The sequence below is a fragment of the Streptomyces sp. NBC_00158 genome (assembly GCF_045160885.1).
In the GTDB taxonomy this organism is placed as follows: domain Bacteria; phylum Actinomycetota; class Actinomycetes; order Streptomycetales; family Streptomycetaceae; genus Streptomyces.
Genome location: NZ_CP108163.1, coordinates 181,471 through 199,511, shown reverse-complemented (window position 1 = coordinate 199,511; position 18,041 = coordinate 181,471). Strand labels below are relative to the sequence as shown.

Below are 18,041 nucleotides of genomic sequence, written 5' to 3'. Positions count from 1 at the left end.
CCTTATTGTTGTACGCCCTCTGCGGACTGTCCGAGAACGTATGCATCGGCGCCGGCGAGGAGTGCGGCGAGGTCCGCCTTTCCGTGTTGCTCCACGGCGGTTTCGAGCTGGTCGGCCATGAGGGTGTCGTAGACGGGCCGTTCGATGCTGCGGAAGACGCCGATGGGTGTGCGGTGGAGGGTGTCGGGGTCGGCGAGGCGGGAGAGGGCGAACGCGTTGGTGGGGGACGGGGCGTGGGCGTCGTGGACGAGGATCCGTGTTTCGTTGGCGGGCGTGACCTCGACGACTTCGAGGTCGCCGGTGCGTTCGTTGCGGATGACGCCCTTGTTGCCGTCGGTGCCGAAGCGGATGGGCTGTCCGTGTTCGAGGCGGATGACGGCTTCTTTGGCCTGTTCCTGGTCTTTGAGGGTGTCGAAGGCGCCGTCGTTGAAGATGTTGCAGTTCTGGTAGATCTCGACGAGGGCGGTGCCGGGGTGGTCGGCTGCCTGGCGCAGGACCTCGGTGAGGTGTTTGCGGTCGGAGTCGACGGTGCGGGCGACGAAGGAGGCTTCGGCTCCGAGGGCGAGGGAGACGGGGTTGAAGGGGGCGTCGAGGGAGCCCATGGGGGTGGATTTGGTGATTTTGCCGAGTTCCGAGGTGGGGGAGTACTGGCCTTTGGTGAGGCCGTAGATGCGGTTGTTGAAGAGGAGGATCTTGAGGTTGACGTTGCGGCGGAGGGCGTGGATGAGGTGGTTGCCGCCGATGGAGAGGGCGTCGCCGTCGCCGGTGACGACCCAGACGGAGAGGTCGCGGCGGGAGGTGGCGAGGCCGGTGGCGATGGCGGGGGCGCGGCCGTGGATGGAGTGCATTCCGTAGGTGTTCATGTAGTACGGGAAGCGGGAGGAGCAGCCGATGCCGGAGACGAAGACGATGTTCTCCTTGGCGAGGCCGAGCTCGGGCATGAAGCCCTGGACGGCGGCCAGGACCGCGTAGTCCCCGCAGCCCGGACACCAGCGGACCTCCTGGTCCGACTTGAAGTCCTTGGCGGCGAGTTTCGCCTCCGCCCTGGGGATCAGGCGCAGTGCCTCAGTCATCGATGGCCTCCTTCAGGACCGTGGCGAGCTGCTCGGCCTTGAACGGCATGCCGTTGACCTGGGTGTGGGAGCGGACGTCCACCAGGTACCGGGCGCGGATGAGGGTGGCGAGCTGGCCGAGGTTCATCTCGGGGACGACGACCCGTTCGTAGCGGGCGAGGACGTCGCCGAGGTTGCGGGGGAAGGGGTTGAGGTGGCGCAGGTGGGCCTGTGCGATCGCCCCTCCGTCCTGGCGCAGCCGGCGGACGGCGGCGGTGACGGGGCCGTAGGTGGAGCCCCAGCCCAGGACGAGGGTGCGGGCGCCGTCCGGGTCGTCGACCTCCAGGTCGGGGACCCGGATGCCGTCGATCTTGGCCTGCCGGGTGCGGACCATGAAGTCGTGGTTGGCCGGGTCGTAGCTGATGTTGCCCGTGCCGTCCTGCTTCTCGATCCCGCCGATCCGGTGCTCCAGCCCCGGCGTGCCCGGCACCGCCCACGGACGGGCCAGGGTCTCCGGGTCCCGCTTGTACGGCCAGAACACCTCGGTCCCGTCCGCCAGGGTGTGGTTGGGGCCCGTGGCGAAGCGGGTGCGCAGGTCGGGCAGTTCGTCGGGGTGCGGGACGCGCCAGGGCTCGGAGCCGTTGGCGAGGTAGCCGTCGGAGAGGACGAAGACCGGGGTGCGGTAGGTGAGGGCGATGCGGGCGGCCTCCAGGGTGGCGTCGAAGCAGTCGGCGGCCGTCCTGGGGGCGACGACCGGGACGGGGGCCTCGCCGTTGCGGCCGTACATGGCCTGGAGGAGGTCGGCCTGCTCGGTCTTGGTCGGCAGCCCGGTGGACGGCCCGCCGCGCTGGATGTCCACGATGAGGAGGGGGAGTTCGAGGGAGACGGCGAGGCCGATGGTCTCCGATTTGAGGGCGACGCCCGGTCCTGAGGTCGTGGTGACCGCGAGCGAGCCGCCGAAGGCCGCGCCGAGGGCGGCGCCGATGCCGGCGATCTCGTCCTCGGCCTGGAAGGTCCGCACGCCGAAGTTCTTGTGCCTGCTCAGCTCGTGCAGGATGTCCGTCGCCGGGGTGATGGGGTACGAGCCGAGGTAGAGCGGCAGGTCGGCGGCGTGCGCGGCGGCGATCAGGCCGTAGGAGAGGGCGAGGTTCCCCGAGATGTTGCGGTAGGTGCCGGCGGGGAAGGCCTTGGTGGCCGGGGCCACCTCGTAGGAGACGGCGAAGTCCTCGGTGGTCTCGCCGAAGTTCCAGCCGGCCTTCAGGGCCGCCACGTTCGCCTCGGCGATGCCGGGCTTCTTCGCGAACTTCTTCCGCAGGAAGGCCTCCGTGCCCAGGGTCGGGCGGTGGTACATCCACGACAGGAGACCGAGGGCGAACATGTTCTTGCTGCGTTCGGCCTCCTTGCGGGTCAGCCCGAAGTCCTTGAGGGCCTCCACGGTCAGGGTGGTGAGGGGGACGGCGTGGACGCGGTAGGCGTCCAGGGAGCCGTCCTCCAGGGGGGAGGTCTCGTAGCCGACCTTGGCCATGGGGCGCTTGGTGAACTCGTCCGTGTTGACGATGATCTCCGCGCCGCGCGGCACGTCCGCGATGTTCGCCTTCAGCGCCGCCGGGTTCATCGCGACCAGCACGTCCGGCGCGTCACCGGGCGTGAGGATGTCGTGGTCCGCGAAGTGCAACTGGAACGAGGACACGCCCGGCAGGGTCCCGGCGGGGGCCCGGATCTCGGCGGGGAAGTTCGGCAGCGTCGAGAGGTCGTTGCCGAAGGACGCCGTCTCCGAGGTGAAACGGTCACCCGTCAGCTGCATACCGTCACCCGAGTCACCCGCGAAACGGATGACCACGCGGTCGACACGGCGGATCTGGGAAGTCGTCACCATGTCAGGCGGCGTCCTGCTCTTCGCGGCGCAGCTCCGGCTCGTGCTTGAAGCCCAGGATCAGCACGTCCCGCACCGCCGCCTTCGCCGGGTCGACGGGGTGGATGGGGCGGACGGCGTGCAGGATCTGGGCGTCGGCCCAGAACATCGTCTCCATCGGGTCGGTGAGGCAGAACTCGGTCACGAGCTCCTTCTCCAGGCTGTAGACCTGGGACTCGCCGCCCCGGGCGTTGAAGCGGCCCATCAGGTGGATCGCGCCGAAGTCGACCTCGTCGCGGTGCGGGCCCTCCGGGGTGGGCTCGCCCGTCTCGTCGGGGGTGCTGATGATCCGGAACTGGTGGCACTGGACGTCCCAGGGGTCGTCCAGCCAGGAGTCCCGGGGGACGGGGAACTTCTCGAAGTCGGCGCGCAGGAGCCGGGTCAGCAGCGGGTTGGCGAGGGTGGCGCGGCTGAGGGGTGCCACGTCGCGGTCGATGCCGCCGGCGTAGTCGTTGGCGTTCATCGACTGGTAGTAGGGGCGGTGCGGGCGCAGCCGGACCTCTCCGGTGCGGGGCACGAAGAAGAAGCGGTCGTAGCGGCGCTCGCGGAAACGGGAGCCGCCCTTGAGGTACCGGTCGGTCTCCAGGTGTTCCCATTCGGCGGCGAGTTCCTTGAAGTACTGCCTCGATTCGGCGTCGGTGACGAGCCGGTCGGCCGGGAGCAACGAATATCCGTTGGCCCGCAGTTCTTCCCGTGCTTCGGTCTGCATTGTTGGCTCCTCCACGCCGGATCTCACGCACTGCTGCTCCGCCGAGGTTCCCACAGCGGTGCTGACGCTGAACTGACGGGTCCGGCGGGTCAGGAGGGCGTCAGCAGACCGTCACGGGCGCTGTGCTTCACTCGACCGGTATGACGGATCAATTAGTGGCCTCGCCCAGGTCGGAACGCCGGACGGTCCTGGAAGAAATCGTCGTGGCGGAATTCAGGACCGCGCTGCTCATGCCCGATGACGAGGAGCTGCCGCTGGAGGACAGCTTCTTCGAGCTGGGCATGACGTCCTTGCTGCTCACCATGGTGAAGCAGCGGCTGGAGGAGCGGCTGGGGCGGGGCATCAGCAGTACGGCCCTGTTCAACCAGCCCACCGTCGAGCGGCTGACCGACTATCTGGCCTCGGACGTCCTGGCCGACATCTTCGAAGCGAATTGAGAGGGGCGGCCGCCGTGCCCGGAACTCCGGAAGAGCGGGATCTGAAGGAAAGGCTCGACGCCGCGGAGGAGACCGTCCGCAGGCAGGAAAAGGAGATCGGGCGGTTCCTTTCCGAGAAGCACGAGCCGATCGCCGTGGTCGGAATCGGAATGCGACTGCCCGGTGGCAACAATTCCGTCGAGGAGCTCGATTCCTTTCTCCGGGCGGGGCGCTCCGGTATCGGTCCGCTGCCGCGCGACCGCTGGGTTCCGGAGGTGTCCGACGGTTCCGTCACCGCGGTCGCCGGTGGTTTTCTGGACCGCATAGACGAATTCGACGCGCAGTTCTTCAACATTCCGCCCAAGGACGCCCCCTTCATCGATCCGGCGCAGCGGCTGCTGATGGAGACGGTGTGGCGGGCCCTGGAGGACGCCGGCATCGACCCGGCCGGGCTGCGGCACGGCGACGGCGGCGTCTACGTGGGCGCTTCCCCGCTGGACTTCGCGCTGGAGCTGGAGGGCCTCTCGGACGAGCAGCTGGACGGGAGCCTGACGACCGGGCTGGGCGCGTACTCCCTGTCGGGGCGGCTCTCGTACTTCCTGGGCTGGCGCGGCCCGAGCCTGACGACGGACACCGCGTGCGCGGCGTCGCTGACGGCCCTGCACCTGGCGGTCGAGGGGCTGCGCCGCCGGGAGTGCGGGATCGCGCTGTGCGCCGGGGTGAACACCCTGCACAACCCGCGCTCGTACGTGATCCTCTCGCACGCGCAGATGCTGGCCCCGGACGGGCACTGCAAGACCTTCGACGAGAGCGCGGACGGCTACGCGCGCGCCGAGGGCTGCGGGGCGCTGGTGCTCAAGCGGCTCTCCGACGCGCTGGCGGACGGGGACCGGGTGCTGGCGCTCGTACGCGGGACGGCGATCGGGCAGGACGGCGAGAGCGCGGGGCTGAGCGCGCCCAACGGCACGGCGCAGGAGGCCGTGATGCGGGCGGCGCTGGCCGACGCGCGGCTGGAGCCGGGCGACGTCCAGTACGTGGAGGCGCACGGGACGGGGACCCCGCTGGGCGACCCGATCGAGCTGGGCTCCGTCAACGGGGTGTTCGGCGCCTCGCACGACAGGGCGGACCCGCTGGTCATCGGCTCGCTGAAGGCCAACCTCGGGCACATGGAGCCCGCGGCCGGGCTGGGCGCGGTGATCAAGGTGATCACGCAGATGCGGGCGGGGACGTTCTTCCCGCACGTGTGGCGGAACCTGTCCGGGCGGATCCCGTGGGAGAACTATCCGATCGAGGTGGCGGACGGGGAGCGTCCGTGGAAGGCGCCGGTGCGCCGGGCCACGGTCAACGGCTTCGGGGTCGCCGGGGCGATCGCGGTGGCGGTGCTGGAGGAGCCCCCGGCGGCAGCGGAGCACGCGGCCCGGCCGCAGGCGCCGGAGGCACCGGAGCCGTCTGAGCCCTCGGAGACTTCGGAGCGGGAGGAGCCCTCGGAGCGGGAGGAGCGCGGGCACGTGTTCACGCTGTCCGCCAAGTCGCGGCCGGCGCTGCGGCTCCAGGCCCACCGGTACGCCCGCTTCCTCGCCGAGCACCCGGACACCGCCCTCGCGGACCTGTGCCGCACCCGGGCCACGGGCCGCTCGCACTTCCGCCACCGGGTGGCGGCGGCCGTGTCCTCCACCGCCGAGCTCGCCGAACGGCTGGAGCGGTGGGGCGCGCCGCCCCGGGGCGAGGAGAAGCCCGACGCGTTCCGCAAGACGGCGTTCCTGTTCACCGGCTCCGGTTCGCAGTACGTGGGCATGGGCCGGGCCCTGTACGGCAGGTTCCCGGTGTTCACGCGGTGCGTCGACGAGTGCGACGCGCTGTTCGCGCCGCTGCTGGGGCGTTCCGTGGCGGCGGTGATGTTCGGTGGGGTGGCGGACGCCGAGGAGGCCCTGGCCCGTACTCCGTTCACGCACGCGGCCCTGTTCACCCTGGAGTACGCCCTCGCCCGGCTGTGGCTGTCGTGGGGGGTGCGGCCGAGCGTGCTGATCGGGCACAGCGTCGGCGAGATCGTCGCGGCGACGGTGGCGGGGCTGTTCACCCTCGCCGACGGGGTCGCGTTCCTCGCCGCCCGCTCCCGGCTGATCGAGTCGGAGGGCCTGCCCGGCTCGATGGCGGCGGTGTCGGCGCCCGTGGAGGAGGTCCGGCCGCTGCTTGAGGGCCGGCCGGAGCTGGCCGTGGCGGCGGTCAACGCCCCGCAGCAGTGCGTGGTGTCCGGTGCGGCCGGGCCGCTGGCCGAGGTGGTGGCGGCGCTGCGCGCGGCGGGCCGGACGGTGACGGAGCTGCACGTGACGGCGGCGTTCCACTCGCCGCTGATGGCCGGGGTGTCCGAGCCGCTGGCCGAGGTGCTGCGCGGGATCACCTTCCACGAGCCGCGGCTGCCGATCGTGTCGAACCTGACGGGCCGGATCGCCGGTCCGCGGGAGCTGGCGACGCCCGAGTACTGGGTGCGCCACGTCAACGAGACCGTCGAGTTCGCGGCCGGGGTGCGCACCGTCGCGGAGCGCGGCAGGCACGTGTTCCTGGAGGTGGGACCGTCGTCGGCGCTGACCTCGCTGGCCCGGCGCTGCGTACCGCAGGAGCAGCACCGCTGGCTGACCAGTCTGCGTTCGAAGGACACCGCGGGCACGGCCCTGGAGGCCGCGCTGGCGGGCGCGTACGCGGCGGGCCTGAACGTCGACTGGGGCGCGGTGCACGCGGACGGGCCGGGGCGGCGGATCGCGCTGCCCGGCTACGCCTTCGACCGGCGCGAGTACCGGCTCCCGGCCCGCCCCGGCGGGCGGCGCGGGGCGGGCGGCGACGGGCACCCGCTGCTCGGGCGGGAGACCGTACGGGAGGGACAGCCGGACGGAACGAGGGAGTTCGGGGCGCGGATCAGTGCCGCGCAGCCCGCGTACCTCGGCGACCACACCATCGGCGGCCAGGCCTTCCTGCCCGCCGCCGCCTACCTGGAGCTGCTGCTCGCGGTGCAGGACGAGGTCCACGGGGACACGGGCCGGGCGGTGGAGGAGGTCCGCTTCCACGAGGCGCTGTTCCTGTCGGACCGGCCGGTGCTGCTGGTGACCCGGGTGCGGACCGCGCCGGACGGGAGCCTGGCGGTGGAGGTCTCCAGCCGGGCCGCCGACGGAGCCGGGGACGCCGGGCGGATCCACGCCACCGCCGTGATCGCGGCGGAGGCCGACTACGCGGGCAGCGGGCTCGCGGGCCCGGGCCGGACGCTGCTGGCGCTGACCGGGGCACTGGAGGACGACGAGCCCTCCCGGGTGCTGGACGGCGGGCAGGTGGAGGCCGCGTACGCGGAGGCCGGGCTGGAGTACGGGCCGCAGTTCCTGCGGGCCCGGCGGGTGGCGGCGTACGGGCCGGACTTCGCCCTGACGGAGCTGTCCGGCGCCGGCCTGCCCCGGGACGGGCTGCTGCCGCCGCCGCTGCTGGACGGGGCGACGCACGCGCTGGCGGCGCTGGCCGACGACGGCCGCCGGTACGTGGCCACGAGCGCGGGCCGGCTGCGCGCGTTCAAGAAGCCGCGCGGGGCGGTGCTGCGTTCCGCGGCCCGGGTCACGCGCGCCGAGGACCCGGCGGCGGACCCGGCGTTCACCCTGGACGTGCTGCTGCTGGAGGAGGACGGCCGGCCGGTGGCGGAGCTGTCCGGAATGGGCTTCACCCGGCTGCCGGACCGTCCGGTGGAGGCGGCGGCCGCCGAGCGGACGGCGCGGGCGGCGGGCCCGGCCGCGCCCCTGGACGTGGCGGCGCTGGCGGCTGCCCCGGCCGAGGAGCGGCGGACGGCGCTGGTGGCCCTGGTCCGCGCGACGGTGGCGGCGCTGCTGGCGATCGACGACCCGGAGTACGTCGACACCCGGGCGGGCTTCCTGGAGCTGGGCGTGGACTCGCTGACGGCGATCGTGCTGAAGAACCGGCTCCAGACGCTGCTGCGGATCCCGCTGCTGTCCTCCTCGGTCTTCGACCACCCGTCGGTGGAGGAGCTCGCCGAGCTGCTGTCCGTACGGCTGGCCGCCGACGCGGTACCGGCCGGGGCCGCCGTGCCCCCGGCGGCCTGATCCGGGAGCCGGGGCCCGGACCCCAGCCCCCCTCCAACCCCGAGAGCGAACAGGACAAGGGAACCCCATGGACAACCGTACGGAGGACCGGACCCTCGCCGCCCGCGCGGCGCTGCACGCCCGGACCCGGCCCGACCGGCCCGCGGTGATCTGCGAGGACCGCGCGCTGACCTTCGCCGAGCTGCACCGGGAGAGCAACCGCACCGCGCACGCGCTGCTGGCCGCGGGCCTGGCGGCCGGGGCGCGGGTGGGCTATCTGGGCCGGGAGTCGGAGCGCTACTACGACCTGGCGCTCGGCTGCGCGAAGGCGGGCGTGGTGCTGGTGCCGGTGAACTCGCGGCTGACGGTCGGCGAGGTCGAGCACGTGCTGCGCGACTCGCGGGCGGAACTGCTCTTCGTGGAGCGGGAGTTCCGCCCGCTGGTGGACCGGCTGCGGGCGGTGCTGCCCGAGCTGCGGCAGGTCGTGGAGTCGGACTCGGACGGCCATGTGGCGGGCGGGTTCCTCGACTGGAAGGCGGGGCTGCCGGACACGGATCCGCCGGCGGGCGGCGGGGCCGGCTTCGACGACCCGGTCGCGCAGCTGTACACGAGCGGGACGACGGGGCTGCCGAAGGGGGTGGTGCTGGCGCAGCGGACGTTCTTCACCTTCATCGCCGACACCCGGGCGGCCGGGGTGGACTGGATCGACTGGCGGCCCGAGGACCGGGGGCTGAGCTGTTTCCCGGGGCTGCACACGGCCGGCTTCGGCTGGTTCATGCACTCCTTCAACGCGGGTGCCACCACGGTGGTGATGCGCCAGTTCCTCGCCGACGAGGCGACCCGGCTGATCGAGCGGCACGCGGTGACGACGCTGTGGGCGGCGCCCGCGATGCTGCGGATGATGCTGGCCGAGCGGGGGACGACCCGCGAGACCTTCCGGTCGCTGCGCAAGGTGGTCTACAGCGGTTCGCCGATCGACCGTGAGCTGCTGCTGACCTGCATCGACGTACTCGGCTGCGAGCTGGCGCAGGGCTACTCCTCGGCGGAGGCGGGCAGTTTCCTGACCGTCCTGGCGCCGCGGGACCACACCGCGGACAGCCGGGTGCTGGGCTCGGCGGGCCGTGCCGTGCCGGGTGTCGGGCTGCGGATCCTGGACGGGGAGGGCCGTGAGCTGCCGGCCGGCGAGGTGGGCCGGGTGGTGGTGCGCAGTCCGGCGCGGTTCCTGGAGTACTGGCGGCTGCCGGAGGCGACCGCGCAGGCCCTGTCCGGGGAGTCCGGGGAGTGGCTGTCGATGGGCGACATGGGCCATGTGGACGCCGACGGCTACCTGTTCCTCGCCGACCGGGTCAACGACACCGTCATCGTCGCGGGCCAGAACATCTATCCCACGGAGGTCGAGAACGCGCTGCGGGCCCATCCGGCGGTGGCGGAGGTCTCCGTGTACGGGGTCCCGCACCCCGACTGGGGCGAGGCCGTCCGGGCCGCGGTGGTGCTGCGGGCGGGCGCCGGGGCGACCCCGCGGGAGTTCCTGCGGTTCCTGAACGGCCGGATCGCCGGGTTCAAGATCCCGACCGGGTACGACATCGTCGCCGAGCTGCCGCGCAACCCCACCGGGAAGGTGCTGCGGCGGGTGCTCCGGGAGCGGTTCGCCGCGCCGACGCCCGCGCCCGCCGGTTAGCCGCCGTGGACGCCGTACGGGGTCCCGGGCCGCCGCCGGGTCCGCTGCCCGAGGTGCAGGGCGCGGCGCGGTGGCTGCACCCGGCCGACGCCGAACCGGACGCGCGGTCGCGGCTGTTCCTGCTGCACCACAGCGGGGGCGGCGCGTCGATGTACCGGGAGTGGCCGGGGTGGCTGCCGGGGTCGGTGGCCTGCCGGGCGGTGCAGCTGCCGGGGCGGCAGGAGCGGCGGCGGGAGGCCCCGTACACGCGGCTCGGTCCGCTGGTGGAGGCGCTGGCCCGGGTGGTGTCGGACGAGCTGGACGAGCGCCCGTACGCGGTGTTCGGGCACTCGATGGGGGCGCTGCTGGGCTACCGGCTGGCGGTGGAGACCGAGCGGCGGGGGCTGCCCGCGCCGGTGCTGCTGGCGGTGTCGGGGTGGGCCCCGGAGGGGTTCTCGGCACCGGCGGCGCCGTCCTCGGACCCGTTGGAGGCGCTGCGCCTGCTGGGCGGGCTGCCGGAGGCGGTCGCCGGGGATCCGGAACAGCTGGCGGGGGCGGTCCGGGCGATGGGCGCGGACGGTGCGGTGTGCGCGGACTTCTCGGACGACGGGGCGGCCGTGGGCTGCCCGGTCGTCGCCTACTCCGGGCGCGGGGATCCCCTCCTCGCGCCCGGCGCCATGCGGTCGTGGGCCGGGCGGACGCCGGAGTTCCTGGGGTGCCGGACCTTCCCCGGGGACCACTTCTACCTGAGCGCCCACGCCCGTGCCATCACGGCCGACCTGGCCCAGCTGCTGCCGCGGTACGCCGCGGAGCGCTGAGCGGGCGGCGTTCCAGCGGAACCCGGAGGTACCCCGTCATGCTGCCCCGACCCAATGAACTCCTGGCGCGCTACGTCGCGTTGTGGAACGAGAAGGACGAGCGGCGCAGGCGCGACATGGTGTACGGCCTGTACGCGCCGGACTGCGTCTACGTGTTCTACCGCAAGGATCCGATCCGGGGGCACGCGGCGCTCCTGGACCAGCTGGCCTACACGCACGAGGTGTACGGCCCGATGGGGTACGAGTTCCGGTCCTCGAACAACGCGACCGGCCACCACGACGTCGTCCGGTTCAACTGGGTGATGGTCTCGGGGGCCACGGGTGAGATGGAGATGTCCGGTCAGGACATCGTCGTGCTCGCCGAGGACGGTCGAATTCAGGCCGACTACCAGTTCCACGACAGGATGCCCTCGTCGTTCTCGTACAACGACGGGTACGAGGAGCACGGCGTGGCCGTACGGCACGCGCGGCCCACCCGTACCGGCGCCGGCGGCCCCTGACGTGGACCGGTCCCGGACGCGCTCCGGCCCCGCGGCGTCCTCGTGCCGCGGGGCCGGGTGCGTCGGCGGCGGGCCGTCAGTGGGTGGCGGCCGCCAGGGCGTTGGGCGCGTACTGGCGCAGGACGAGCTCGGTGGTGGCCAGGGCCATGCGGGCGGGGCCGGTGTCGCCGAGGACCTCGCCGTTGGCCAGGGTGCCCCCGACGATGAGCATCAGGGTGTCGGCGAGGGCGTCGGGGTCCTCGGCGCGGGCCTCGACGCCCTTGTCGCGGAACCAGTTGCGCAGGCCCTTGAGGTGCAGCTTCGCCTCCTGGCGGCCCGGGTGTCCGGGCTCGCGGAACTCGCTGGAGGTGTTGTAGTAGATGCAGCCGTGGAAGTCGGGCTCGCGGACGCTGGCGTGGAAGAACTCCATGAGCGCGAGGATCTGACGGGCCGGGTCCCCGGCGTGGGGGCCGGTGACCTCCTCGGCCTGCTCCCACCACTGCGCGTCGCTCTCGCGCAGCCAGGCCGCGATCAGCTCGTCCTTGCTGGCGAACTCGCGGTAGAGCAGGCTCTTGCCCACTCCGGTCGCGTCGATCACCTGCTGCATGCCGACGGCCCGGACCCCCTGCTCACCGAAGAGTTTGGCCGAGGCTTCCAGGATCCGCCGCCTCGTACCTGGTGCCGGTGTGCGCGCCATGTCTCAACTCCTTCGCCTCTCCCCCGCGGTTCCCAGCATACGTTTGACACCGGGGTTTGTGAGCGCTAGAAATGGACCGATCAGTCCAGGACTGATCGGTCCATCATTTGTTCGCATAGCGCGTTCCGTAGAGCCACTGCTTCCGACGACACTCCGATCGGAGTCTGATCATGACCGAGGCATCCCCGACCTCTCCCCCCATCGCACGGGTGTTACCGCCCGCCCCCGCGGTCAAGAGCCTGCCGCTGCTGCTCCTGGTCGTGTGCGCGGTGCAGTTCCTCGACGCGATGGACATCGCGAGCATGGGACCGGCCCTCCCCCTGGTCCAGGCGGACCTCGGGATGTCGACCTCCGCACTCCAGTGGGTCGTCTCGGCGTACGCGCTGGGCTTCGGCGGGTTCCTGCTCCTGGGCGGCCGGCTGGCCGACCTCTACAACCGCAAGAAGCTGCTGATCGGCTGGCTGGCGGTGTTCGTCGTCGCCAGCGTGCTCGGCGGCATCGCCGACGACGGCGTGGTCCTGGTGGTCGCCCGCCTCCTCAAGGGCGTCAGCGCCGGCATCACCGCACCCGCCGCCATGGCGATCCTGCTCGACGCCTTCCGTGACGAGCAGTCACGCAACCGCGCCCTGGGCACCTTCCTCGCCGTGGCCTCGGCCGGCTACTCCCTCGGTCTCATCCTCGGCGGCCTGATGGCGGGCGTCTCCTGGCGGCTCGTCCTGTTCGCCCCGGCCGTCGCCGGTGTGCTGGTCGCGCTGCTCGCCGCGTCGGTCGTCCCCTCGCAGCAGGAGAAGGGCGGGAGCGGCAGCCTCGACATCCTCGGCGCCGTCACGGTGACGGCGGGCGCGGTGGCCCTGGTGTACGGACTCAGCCGGGCCGCCAGCGACGGCTGGGGCGACGCCCAGACGATCGGCTCGCTGATCGCCGCCGCCGTCCTCTTCCCGCTGTTCGCCGTCGTCGAGAGCCGCCACCCGGCCCCGCTGGTGCCGCTGTCGGTCTTCCGCAAGGGCCAGCTGACCCGGTCCCTGATCGCGATGCTCTTCTTCGGCGCCTACGTCTCCTTCCAGTTCGTGCTGACCCTCTACTACCAGGAGCAGCTGGGCTGGACCCCGCTGGAGGCCGGCCTCGCCTTCCTGCTCGGCGGCGTGCTGACCGCGGGCACCGCCCGCTACGGCGCCGCGCTGGTCACCAAGTACGGCGCCTGGCCGGTCGCGACCGGCGGCCTGGTCCTGCTGAGCATCGGCTACCTGGGCTGGGTCCTGCTGATGGGTCAGGTCGACCCGCTGGTCACCCTGTTCGCGCAGCAGCTCCTCGGCGGGCTCGGCTTCGCCGCCGTCTACCCGGCGCTGAACATCGCCGCCGTCGGCACGGCCGCACCGGACGAGCAGGGCCTGGTCTCGGGCCTGTTCAACGCCGGCGCCCAGATCGGCAACGGCGTGGTCATCGCGCTCACCGCGACCGTCTTCTCGCTCAGCACCGGCGGGATCGCCCCGTACCGGGCCGGCCTGTGGACCGTCACCGTCCTCACCCTCGGCGTGACCCTCGTGGCCCTGGCGGGCGCCGCCCGCTACCGCCAGAAGGCCTCCGCCTGACCGGAGGGGACGCCGCCGCGGCGCCCCCTCCCCCCGATCGGCCGTGCAGCACGTCCGGCGCACCCATTGGATCCCCCGCATCCGGTGCCGGACGTGTTGCACGGCCTTTGGCGTGTCATTGACACGCCCCCAGCCGAGCAAGTACGGTCGGGACCGATCGGTCCACTAAGAATTCAGAGCAACACCAGTTCGCACACGACACCGTTCTCTTTCCATCTCGCGGGGAGATGTTTGTGTTGCTGTTCTCAGTCCTGGGATCCATAGAGATAATGAAACAGAGAGTCGCCGTGAGGCTCGGCGGCGCCATGCAGCAGACGCTCCTGGCGACCCTGCTCGCGGCCGGCGGATCGCTCGTCACCGTCGACTCCCTCATCCTCGAACTGTGGGGGACCACACCCCCCAACAAGGTCGAGAACGCCCTGCAGGCGCAGGTCAGCAGGGTCCGCAGGACCCTCGCCGCGGTCGAGCCCGAACGCCAGGGCTCCCGGGTGGTGACGAGCACCTCCGGCTACCAGTTCCTCTTCGACCGGTGGGAGCTCGACGCCTACGTGTTCCTCGACACCGTGGACGCGATCCACGCGCGCTCGGGGACGGACACCCTCTCCGACCACCGCCAGAACATCACCGACCTGCGCGAGGGATTATCCCGCTGGCGCGGCCCGGTATTCGGCGGGCTGGCCGGCGGGCCCATCTGCAGGACCGCCTCCACCCGATATCTGGAGGCACGGAATTCCGCGCTCATTCTGCTTTACGACCTGGAACTCCGCACCGGCGGCCACGAACGGATCCTCCCGGAACTGACCGAGCTGTACTCGCGCAACCCCAACCACGAGCAGTTCTGCATGCTGCTCATGCGCGCCCTGTACCGCTCCGGCCGGCAGCTCGACGCGCTGACGGTCTACCGCCAGTGCCGGCACAACATGATCGAGTCGCAGGGCATCGAACCCTCCCCCGTCCTGAGCCAGTACGAGCGGGCGATCCTGACCCACGACCCGATGCTGCTCCAGGACGAGCCCTACTGGCCGGTGCCGGCCCTCGTCGCGGGCTAGCCGGGGCCCCCGATGGGCGACTTCCTGCTGCTGGTCGCACACGGCAGCCGAGACCCCCGGCACGCGCGGACGGTACGCGCGCTCACCCGGCGGATCCGGTCGGCGAGGCCCGGACTGCCCGTCACCGCGGCCTTCCTGGACTTCGACCCGCCCTCCGTACCGGGCGCGCTGGAGCGGCTGGCCCGCCTCGGCGCCCGGAGCGTGGTGGTCCAGCCCCTGCTGCTGACCCGCGCCTTCCACGCCTCCGTCGACCTGCCCGGCGTACTGCGCCGGGCGCCGGCCTCCCTGACGGTGCGGCAGGCCCGCGTCCTGGGCCCCGACCCGCTGCTGACCGCCGTACTGGAACGCCGGCTCCACGAGGCCGGCCTCGGCCCGGGGGTGCGTACGGACACCGCCGTGGTCCTCGCGGCCGCGGGCACCGCCGACCCGGAGGCGGCAGCCTCCCTCGCCGGGATCGCCCGGCGGTGGCAGCGCACCGGATGGCGGGCGGTACGGCCCGCGTTCGCCTCCGGCGGCGCCTTCCCCCGTACCGAGGACGCCGTACGGGCGCTGCGCGCCGGGGGCGCGGAACGGGTCGCGGTGGCCCCGTACGTCCTGGCCCCCGGCCGGCTCCCGGACCGGATCGCGGCGGGCGCCGCCGAAGCCGGGGCGGACCACCTGGGCGCCGTGCTCGGAGCCGCCCCGGAACTGGCCCGGCTCGTACTGCTGCGGTACGACGCCGCCCGGGCCGGCGCCCTCGCCCTGACGGGCTGACGCGGGCGCCGGGCGCCGGGCGCTGAGGGGTACCGGGCGATGCGGGCGCCGGATCAGCCGCGCAGGCCGCGGCGGCGCAGCATCCGCCGTTCCACCGGGGCGAAGACCAGCAGTTCGACGGCGATGCCGACGAGCAGGATCAGGATGATGGCCAGGAAGATCCGGGCCATGTCGGAGGTCTCGCGCCCCGATTCCAGCAGCTGGCCGAGGCCGAGGCCCAGGTCGGGGCTGCTGGCGATGATCTCGGCGGCCATCAGGGAGCGCCAGGAGAACGCCCAGCCCTGCTTGAGCCCGGCCAGGTAGCCGGGGAGGGCGGCCGGCATCACGACGTGGCGGGCGCCGCGCAGGCCGGTGGCACCCAGCGAGCGGCCGGCGCGCAGGAACAGCGGCGGGACCTGGTCGATGCCGGAGACCAGGCCGTTGGCGATGGAGGGGGTGGCGCCGAGCAGGATGACTGCGTACATCATCGAGTTGTCCAGGCCCAGCCAGAGCACGGCCGGGGGTACCCAGGCCACCGAGGGCAGGGACTGCAGGCCGGACAGGACGGGGCCGACGGCGGCGCGGACGAACCCCACCCGGGCGACGAGCAGTCCGAGCGGGGTGCCGATGGCGAGGGCCAGCAGGAAGCCCGACATGCCGCGCCAGACGCTGGTCCAGAGGACGTCGAAGAGGGTGCCCTTGAACCAGAGGTCGGCCAGGCTGTCCCAGACCGCGGCCGGCGGCGGAAGGACGTGGTCCTCGGCGACCCCGGCCAGGGCGAGGACCTGCCAGGCCGTCAGTACCAGGAGCACGGCCGTGAGCGGGGGCAGGGCCTTGGCCAGGAGCACCCGGCGGCGCGGGGCGCGTGCTCCCTGGCGGGATTCCAGCGCGTCCAGCCCGGCCAGCTCGTTGGCGGCGGTCCGGGACCCGAGTTCGCGGGAAACCGGTTCAGTGGCGGCCATGGCGGCGGATCTCCCCTCGCAGGTGTTCGGTGATCTCCAGGGACAGGTCCGCGACCGCCGCGTCCTCGATGCGGCGCGGCTGGTCGAGGTCCACGGCCCATTCGCGGGCGACGCGGCCGGGGCGGGAGGAGAGGAGGACGACGCGCTGGGCGAGGCGGACGGCCTCGCGCACGTTGTGGGTGACGAAGAGGACCGACACTCCGGTCTCCTGCCAGATGCGGGTGAGTTCGCCGTGCAGGACGTCGCGGGTGATGGCGTCGAGGGCCGCGAAGGGCTCGTCCATCAGCAGCAGGCGGCTGTCCTGGGCGAGGGCCCGGGCCAGGGCGACGCGCTGGCGCATGCCCCCCGAGAGTTCGTGGACGCGCTTGCCGTGGGCGCCGCCGAGGCGGACGAGCTCCAGCAGCCGCTCCGCCTCGGGCCTGCGCCCGGCCTTGGGGACCCCGCGCAGCCTCAGCGCCAGTTCGATGTTCCTGCCCGCGGTCAGCCACGGGAACAGGGCGTGCTCCTGGAACATCAGGGCCGGACGGCCGAGGGTCTCGATGGACCCGGCGGTCGGGGAGTCCAGGCCGGCCACCAGGTTGAGGAGGGTGGACTTGCCGCAGCCGGAGGCGCCGAGGAGGGTGACGAACTCCCCGGGCGCCACGTCGAGGCTGATGTCGTCCAGGACCGGCTGGGGGCCGGCGGGTCCGGGGAAGGACTTCGAGACGTGGTCGATGCGGACGGCCGCGCGGGCCGTGGCGGTGCCGTGCTCCGCGTTGATCAGGGCGGTCGCCATCGCGGGTCACCTTCCTTGGTCGGCGGTGCCGAGACCCGCGTGGTCGACGGTGGGCTTGCCGAGGGAGCCGAGGACCTCGTTGAGGGGTCCGAGGTCGTAGATGCCGGTGAGGTCGGGCCGCTCCAGGAGGCCGGCCGTGACGGCGTGGTCGGACTGGGCCTTCAGGGTGGTGGCGAGGGGGTCGTCGGTGACGAGGATCCCCGGCCAGGCCGCGTCGACGACCTCGGGCTCCAGCTCCTTGCCGCTGAGGGTCTTCAGGGCGGCGTTCGCGGAGGCCTTGGCCCGGTCCGGGTCTGCGTTGATCCACTCGTTGGTCTTCACCGTGCCGCGCAGTACGGCCCGGACCACGTCCCGGTGCTCCTTGAGGAACTTCTGCGAGACGACGACGTTCGTGATGACGAACTTCCCGCCGGGCCACAGGTCCCGCTCGTCGAGCAGGACGGCGGCGCCTTCGGCGACGAGCTTGGACGCGGTGGGCTCCGGCACCCAGGCGCCGTCGACGGCGCCGGAGCGGTAGGCGTCGGGGGTGACGGTGTTGTTGGTGCGGACGACGGAGACGTCGCCCCGGCCGCTGGCCGCGTCCACCTTCCAGCCGCGTGCGGCGATCCAGTCGAGGAAGGCCACGTCCTGGGTGTTGCCGAGCTGCGGGGTGGCGATCTTCTTGCCCTTGAGGTCGTCCAGGGTCTTGATCTTCCGAGGGTTCACGACGAGTTTGACGCCGCCGGAGGCGGAGCCGGAGACGATCCGCAGGTTGGTGCCCCCGGACCGGACGTAGCCGTTGACGGCGGGCGAGGGGCCGATGAAGCCGATGTCGACGGAGCCCGCGTTCAGGGCCTCGATCTCGGCGGGCCCGGCGTTGAAGGTGGTGGTCTTCAGGGCGGTCCCGCCCAGCTCCCGCCGGATCAGGCCCTCCCGTACGCCGACCAGGGCGGTGGCGTGGGTGAGGTTGGGGAAGTAGCCGACGCGGACCTCGGCGGCCGAGAGCTTCCCGGCGCCGTCGGCGGCGGCCGGTGCGGCGTCCGGCACCCCGACCGCCCGGGATCCGTAGCCGCAGGAGGCGAGGGCGGCGGCGAGCAGCAGGGCGAGGGCCGCGACGGGGCCTCGGCGGTGCGGTGGGGACATCG

Annotated in this window: 15 protein-coding genes; 8 read left to right on the top strand and 7 right to left on the bottom strand. The window is 72.7% G+C overall.

The window, feature by feature from the left end:
• Nucleotides 1-2 precede the first annotated feature (2 nt).
• From OG553_RS38370 to OG553_RS38360, 3 genes are read right to left on the bottom strand one after another with little or no spacing between them, the layout of a single operon-like run.
• On the bottom strand, nt 3-1,073 hold the full coding sequence (locus OG553_RS38370; RefSeq protein ID WP_331719309.1) for a 2-oxoacid:ferredoxin oxidoreductase subunit beta: 1,071 nt from the start codon (nt 1,071-1,073) through the stop codon (nt 3-5).
• Nucleotides 1,066-2,928: a 2-oxoacid:acceptor oxidoreductase subunit alpha gene (locus tag OG553_RS38365; RefSeq protein WP_331719308.1), complete on the bottom strand. Its 1,863-nt coding sequence runs from the start codon at nt 2,926-2,928 to the stop codon at nt 1,066-1,068. Before OG553_RS38365 ends, OG553_RS38370 begins: the two co-directional genes overlap by 8 nt.
• Nucleotide 2,929: 1 nt before the next feature.
• Nucleotides 2,930-3,673, bottom strand: coding sequence for a 2OG-Fe dioxygenase family protein (locus OG553_RS38360; RefSeq protein ID WP_331719307.1), 744 nt, complete (start codon nt 3,671-3,673; stop codon nt 2,930-2,932).
• Between the two features lie 203 nt (nt 3,674-3,876).
• Between OG553_RS38360 and OG553_RS38355 the strand changes: the two genes are divergently transcribed.
• From OG553_RS38355 to OG553_RS38335, 5 genes are all read left to right on the top strand, one after another.
• Nucleotides 3,877-4,110, top strand: coding sequence for an acyl carrier protein (locus tag OG553_RS38355; protein ID WP_405983274.1), 234 nt, complete (start codon nt 3,877-3,879; stop codon nt 4,108-4,110).
• 14 nt (nt 4,111-4,124) lie between these two features.
• The gene (locus OG553_RS38350) at nt 4,125-8,180 is read left to right on the top strand and encodes a beta-ketoacyl synthase N-terminal-like domain-containing protein (protein ID WP_331719305.1); all 4,056 of its coding nucleotides are present in this window, start codon (nt 4,125-4,127) and stop codon (nt 8,178-8,180) included.
• A 67-nt stretch (nt 8,181-8,247) separates the two neighbouring features.
• Nucleotides 8,248-9,837 (top strand): long-chain-fatty-acid--CoA ligase, encoded by a 1,590-nt coding sequence (locus OG553_RS38345; RefSeq protein ID WP_331719304.1) that lies wholly within the window; start codon nt 8,248-8,250, stop codon nt 9,835-9,837.
• 5 nt (nt 9,838-9,842) lie between these two features.
• Nucleotides 9,843-10,634: an alpha/beta fold hydrolase gene (locus OG553_RS38340; protein WP_331719303.1), complete on the top strand. Its 792-nt coding sequence runs from the start codon at nt 9,843-9,845 to the stop codon at nt 10,632-10,634.
• Between the two features lie 38 nt (nt 10,635-10,672).
• Complete coding sequence (locus OG553_RS38335; RefSeq protein ID WP_331719302.1) at nt 10,673-11,134, top strand: nuclear transport factor 2 family protein; 462 nt, start codon at nt 10,673-10,675, stop codon at nt 11,132-11,134.
• A gap of 76 nt (nt 11,135-11,210) precedes the next feature.
• Here the strand turns inward: OG553_RS38335 and OG553_RS38330 are convergent, their stop codons facing one another.
• A complete protein-coding gene (locus OG553_RS38330) occupies nt 11,211-11,810 on the bottom strand; it encodes a TetR/AcrR family transcriptional regulator (protein ID WP_331719301.1) in 600 nt (199 codons plus the stop codon).
• Nucleotides 11,811-11,980: 170 nt separating this feature from the next.
• On the opposite strand from OG553_RS38330, the gene OG553_RS38325 reads away from it, so the two are divergent.
• The 3 genes from OG553_RS38325 to OG553_RS38315 all read left to right on the top strand — a co-directional run bounded on the left by OG553_RS38325 (nt 11,981) and on the right by OG553_RS38315 (nt 15,201).
• Nucleotides 11,981-13,399 (top strand): MFS transporter, encoded by a 1,419-nt coding sequence (locus tag OG553_RS38325; RefSeq protein WP_331719300.1) that lies wholly within the window; start codon nt 11,981-11,983, stop codon nt 13,397-13,399.
• Between the two features lie 227 nt (nt 13,400-13,626).
• On the top strand, nt 13,627-14,448 hold the full coding sequence (locus OG553_RS38320; RefSeq protein ID WP_405983273.1) for a BTAD domain-containing putative transcriptional regulator: 822 nt from the start codon (nt 13,627-13,629) through the stop codon (nt 14,446-14,448).
• 12 nt (nt 14,449-14,460) lie between these two features.
• Nucleotides 14,461-15,201 (top strand): sirohydrochlorin chelatase, encoded by a 741-nt coding sequence (locus OG553_RS38315; protein ID WP_331719298.1) that lies wholly within the window; start codon nt 14,461-14,463, stop codon nt 15,199-15,201.
• Nucleotides 15,202-15,254: 53 nt separating this feature from the next.
• Here the strand turns inward: OG553_RS38315 and OG553_RS38310 are convergent, their stop codons facing one another.
• From OG553_RS38310 to OG553_RS38300, 3 genes are read right to left on the bottom strand one after another with little or no spacing between them, the layout of a single operon-like run.
• Nucleotides 15,255-16,142 carry an ABC transporter permease gene (locus OG553_RS38310; RefSeq protein ID WP_331719297.1) on the bottom strand — a complete coding sequence of 296 codons (888 nt, stop codon included), beginning with the start codon at nt 16,140-16,142 and terminating at the stop codon, nt 15,255-15,257.
• Nucleotides 16,129-16,917 (bottom strand): ABC transporter ATP-binding protein, encoded by a 789-nt coding sequence (locus tag OG553_RS38305; protein ID WP_331719296.1) that lies wholly within the window; start codon nt 16,915-16,917, stop codon nt 16,129-16,131. Before OG553_RS38305 ends, OG553_RS38310 begins: the two co-directional genes overlap by 14 nt.
• Nucleotides 16,918-16,923: 6 nt before the next feature.
• Complete coding sequence (locus OG553_RS38300) at nt 16,924-18,039, bottom strand: ABC transporter substrate-binding protein (protein WP_331719295.1); 1,116 nt, start codon at nt 18,037-18,039, stop codon at nt 16,924-16,926.
• Nucleotides 18,040-18,041: the final 2 nt, after the last annotated feature.

Excerpts from the sequence above, each read along its gene's own strand:
- OG553_RS38345 (WP_331719304.1), top strand. The coding sequence starts at position 8,248 with ATGGACAACCGTACGGAGGACCGGACCCTCGCCGCCCGCGCGGCGCTG.
- OG553_RS38305 (WP_331719296.1), bottom strand. The coding sequence starts at position 16,917 with ATGGCGACCGCCCTGATCAACGCGGAGCACGGCACCGCCACGGCCCGC.
- OG553_RS38310 (WP_331719297.1), bottom strand. The coding sequence starts at position 16,142 with ATGGCCGCCACTGAACCGGTTTCCCGCGAACTCGGGTCCCGGACCGCC.
- OG553_RS38365 (WP_331719308.1), bottom strand. The coding sequence starts at position 2,928 with ATGGTGACGACTTCCCAGATCCGCCGTGTCGACCGCGTGGTCATCCGT.
- OG553_RS38330 (WP_331719301.1), bottom strand. The coding sequence starts at position 11,810 with ATGGCGCGCACACCGGCACCAGGTACGAGGCGGCGGATCCTGGAAGCC.
- OG553_RS38300 (WP_331719295.1), bottom strand. The coding sequence starts at position 18,039 with ATGTCCCCACCGCACCGCCGAGGCCCCGTCGCGGCCCTCGCCCTGCTG.
- OG553_RS38370 (WP_331719309.1), bottom strand. The coding sequence starts at position 1,073 with ATGACTGAGGCACTGCGCCTGATCCCCAGGGCGGAGGCGAAACTCGCC.
- OG553_RS38315 (WP_331719298.1), top strand. The coding sequence starts at position 14,461 with ATGGGCGACTTCCTGCTGCTGGTCGCACACGGCAGCCGAGACCCCCGG.
- OG553_RS38325 (WP_331719300.1), top strand. The coding sequence starts at position 11,981 with ATGACCGAGGCATCCCCGACCTCTCCCCCCATCGCACGGGTGTTACCG.
- OG553_RS38335 (WP_331719302.1), top strand. The coding sequence starts at position 10,673 with ATGCTGCCCCGACCCAATGAACTCCTGGCGCGCTACGTCGCGTTGTGG.
- OG553_RS38360 (WP_331719307.1), bottom strand. The coding sequence starts at position 3,673 with ATGCAGACCGAAGCACGGGAAGAACTGCGGGCCAACGGATATTCGTTG.
- OG553_RS38320 (WP_405983273.1), top strand. The coding sequence starts at position 13,627 with ATGTTTGTGTTGCTGTTCTCAGTCCTGGGATCCATAGAGATAATGAAA.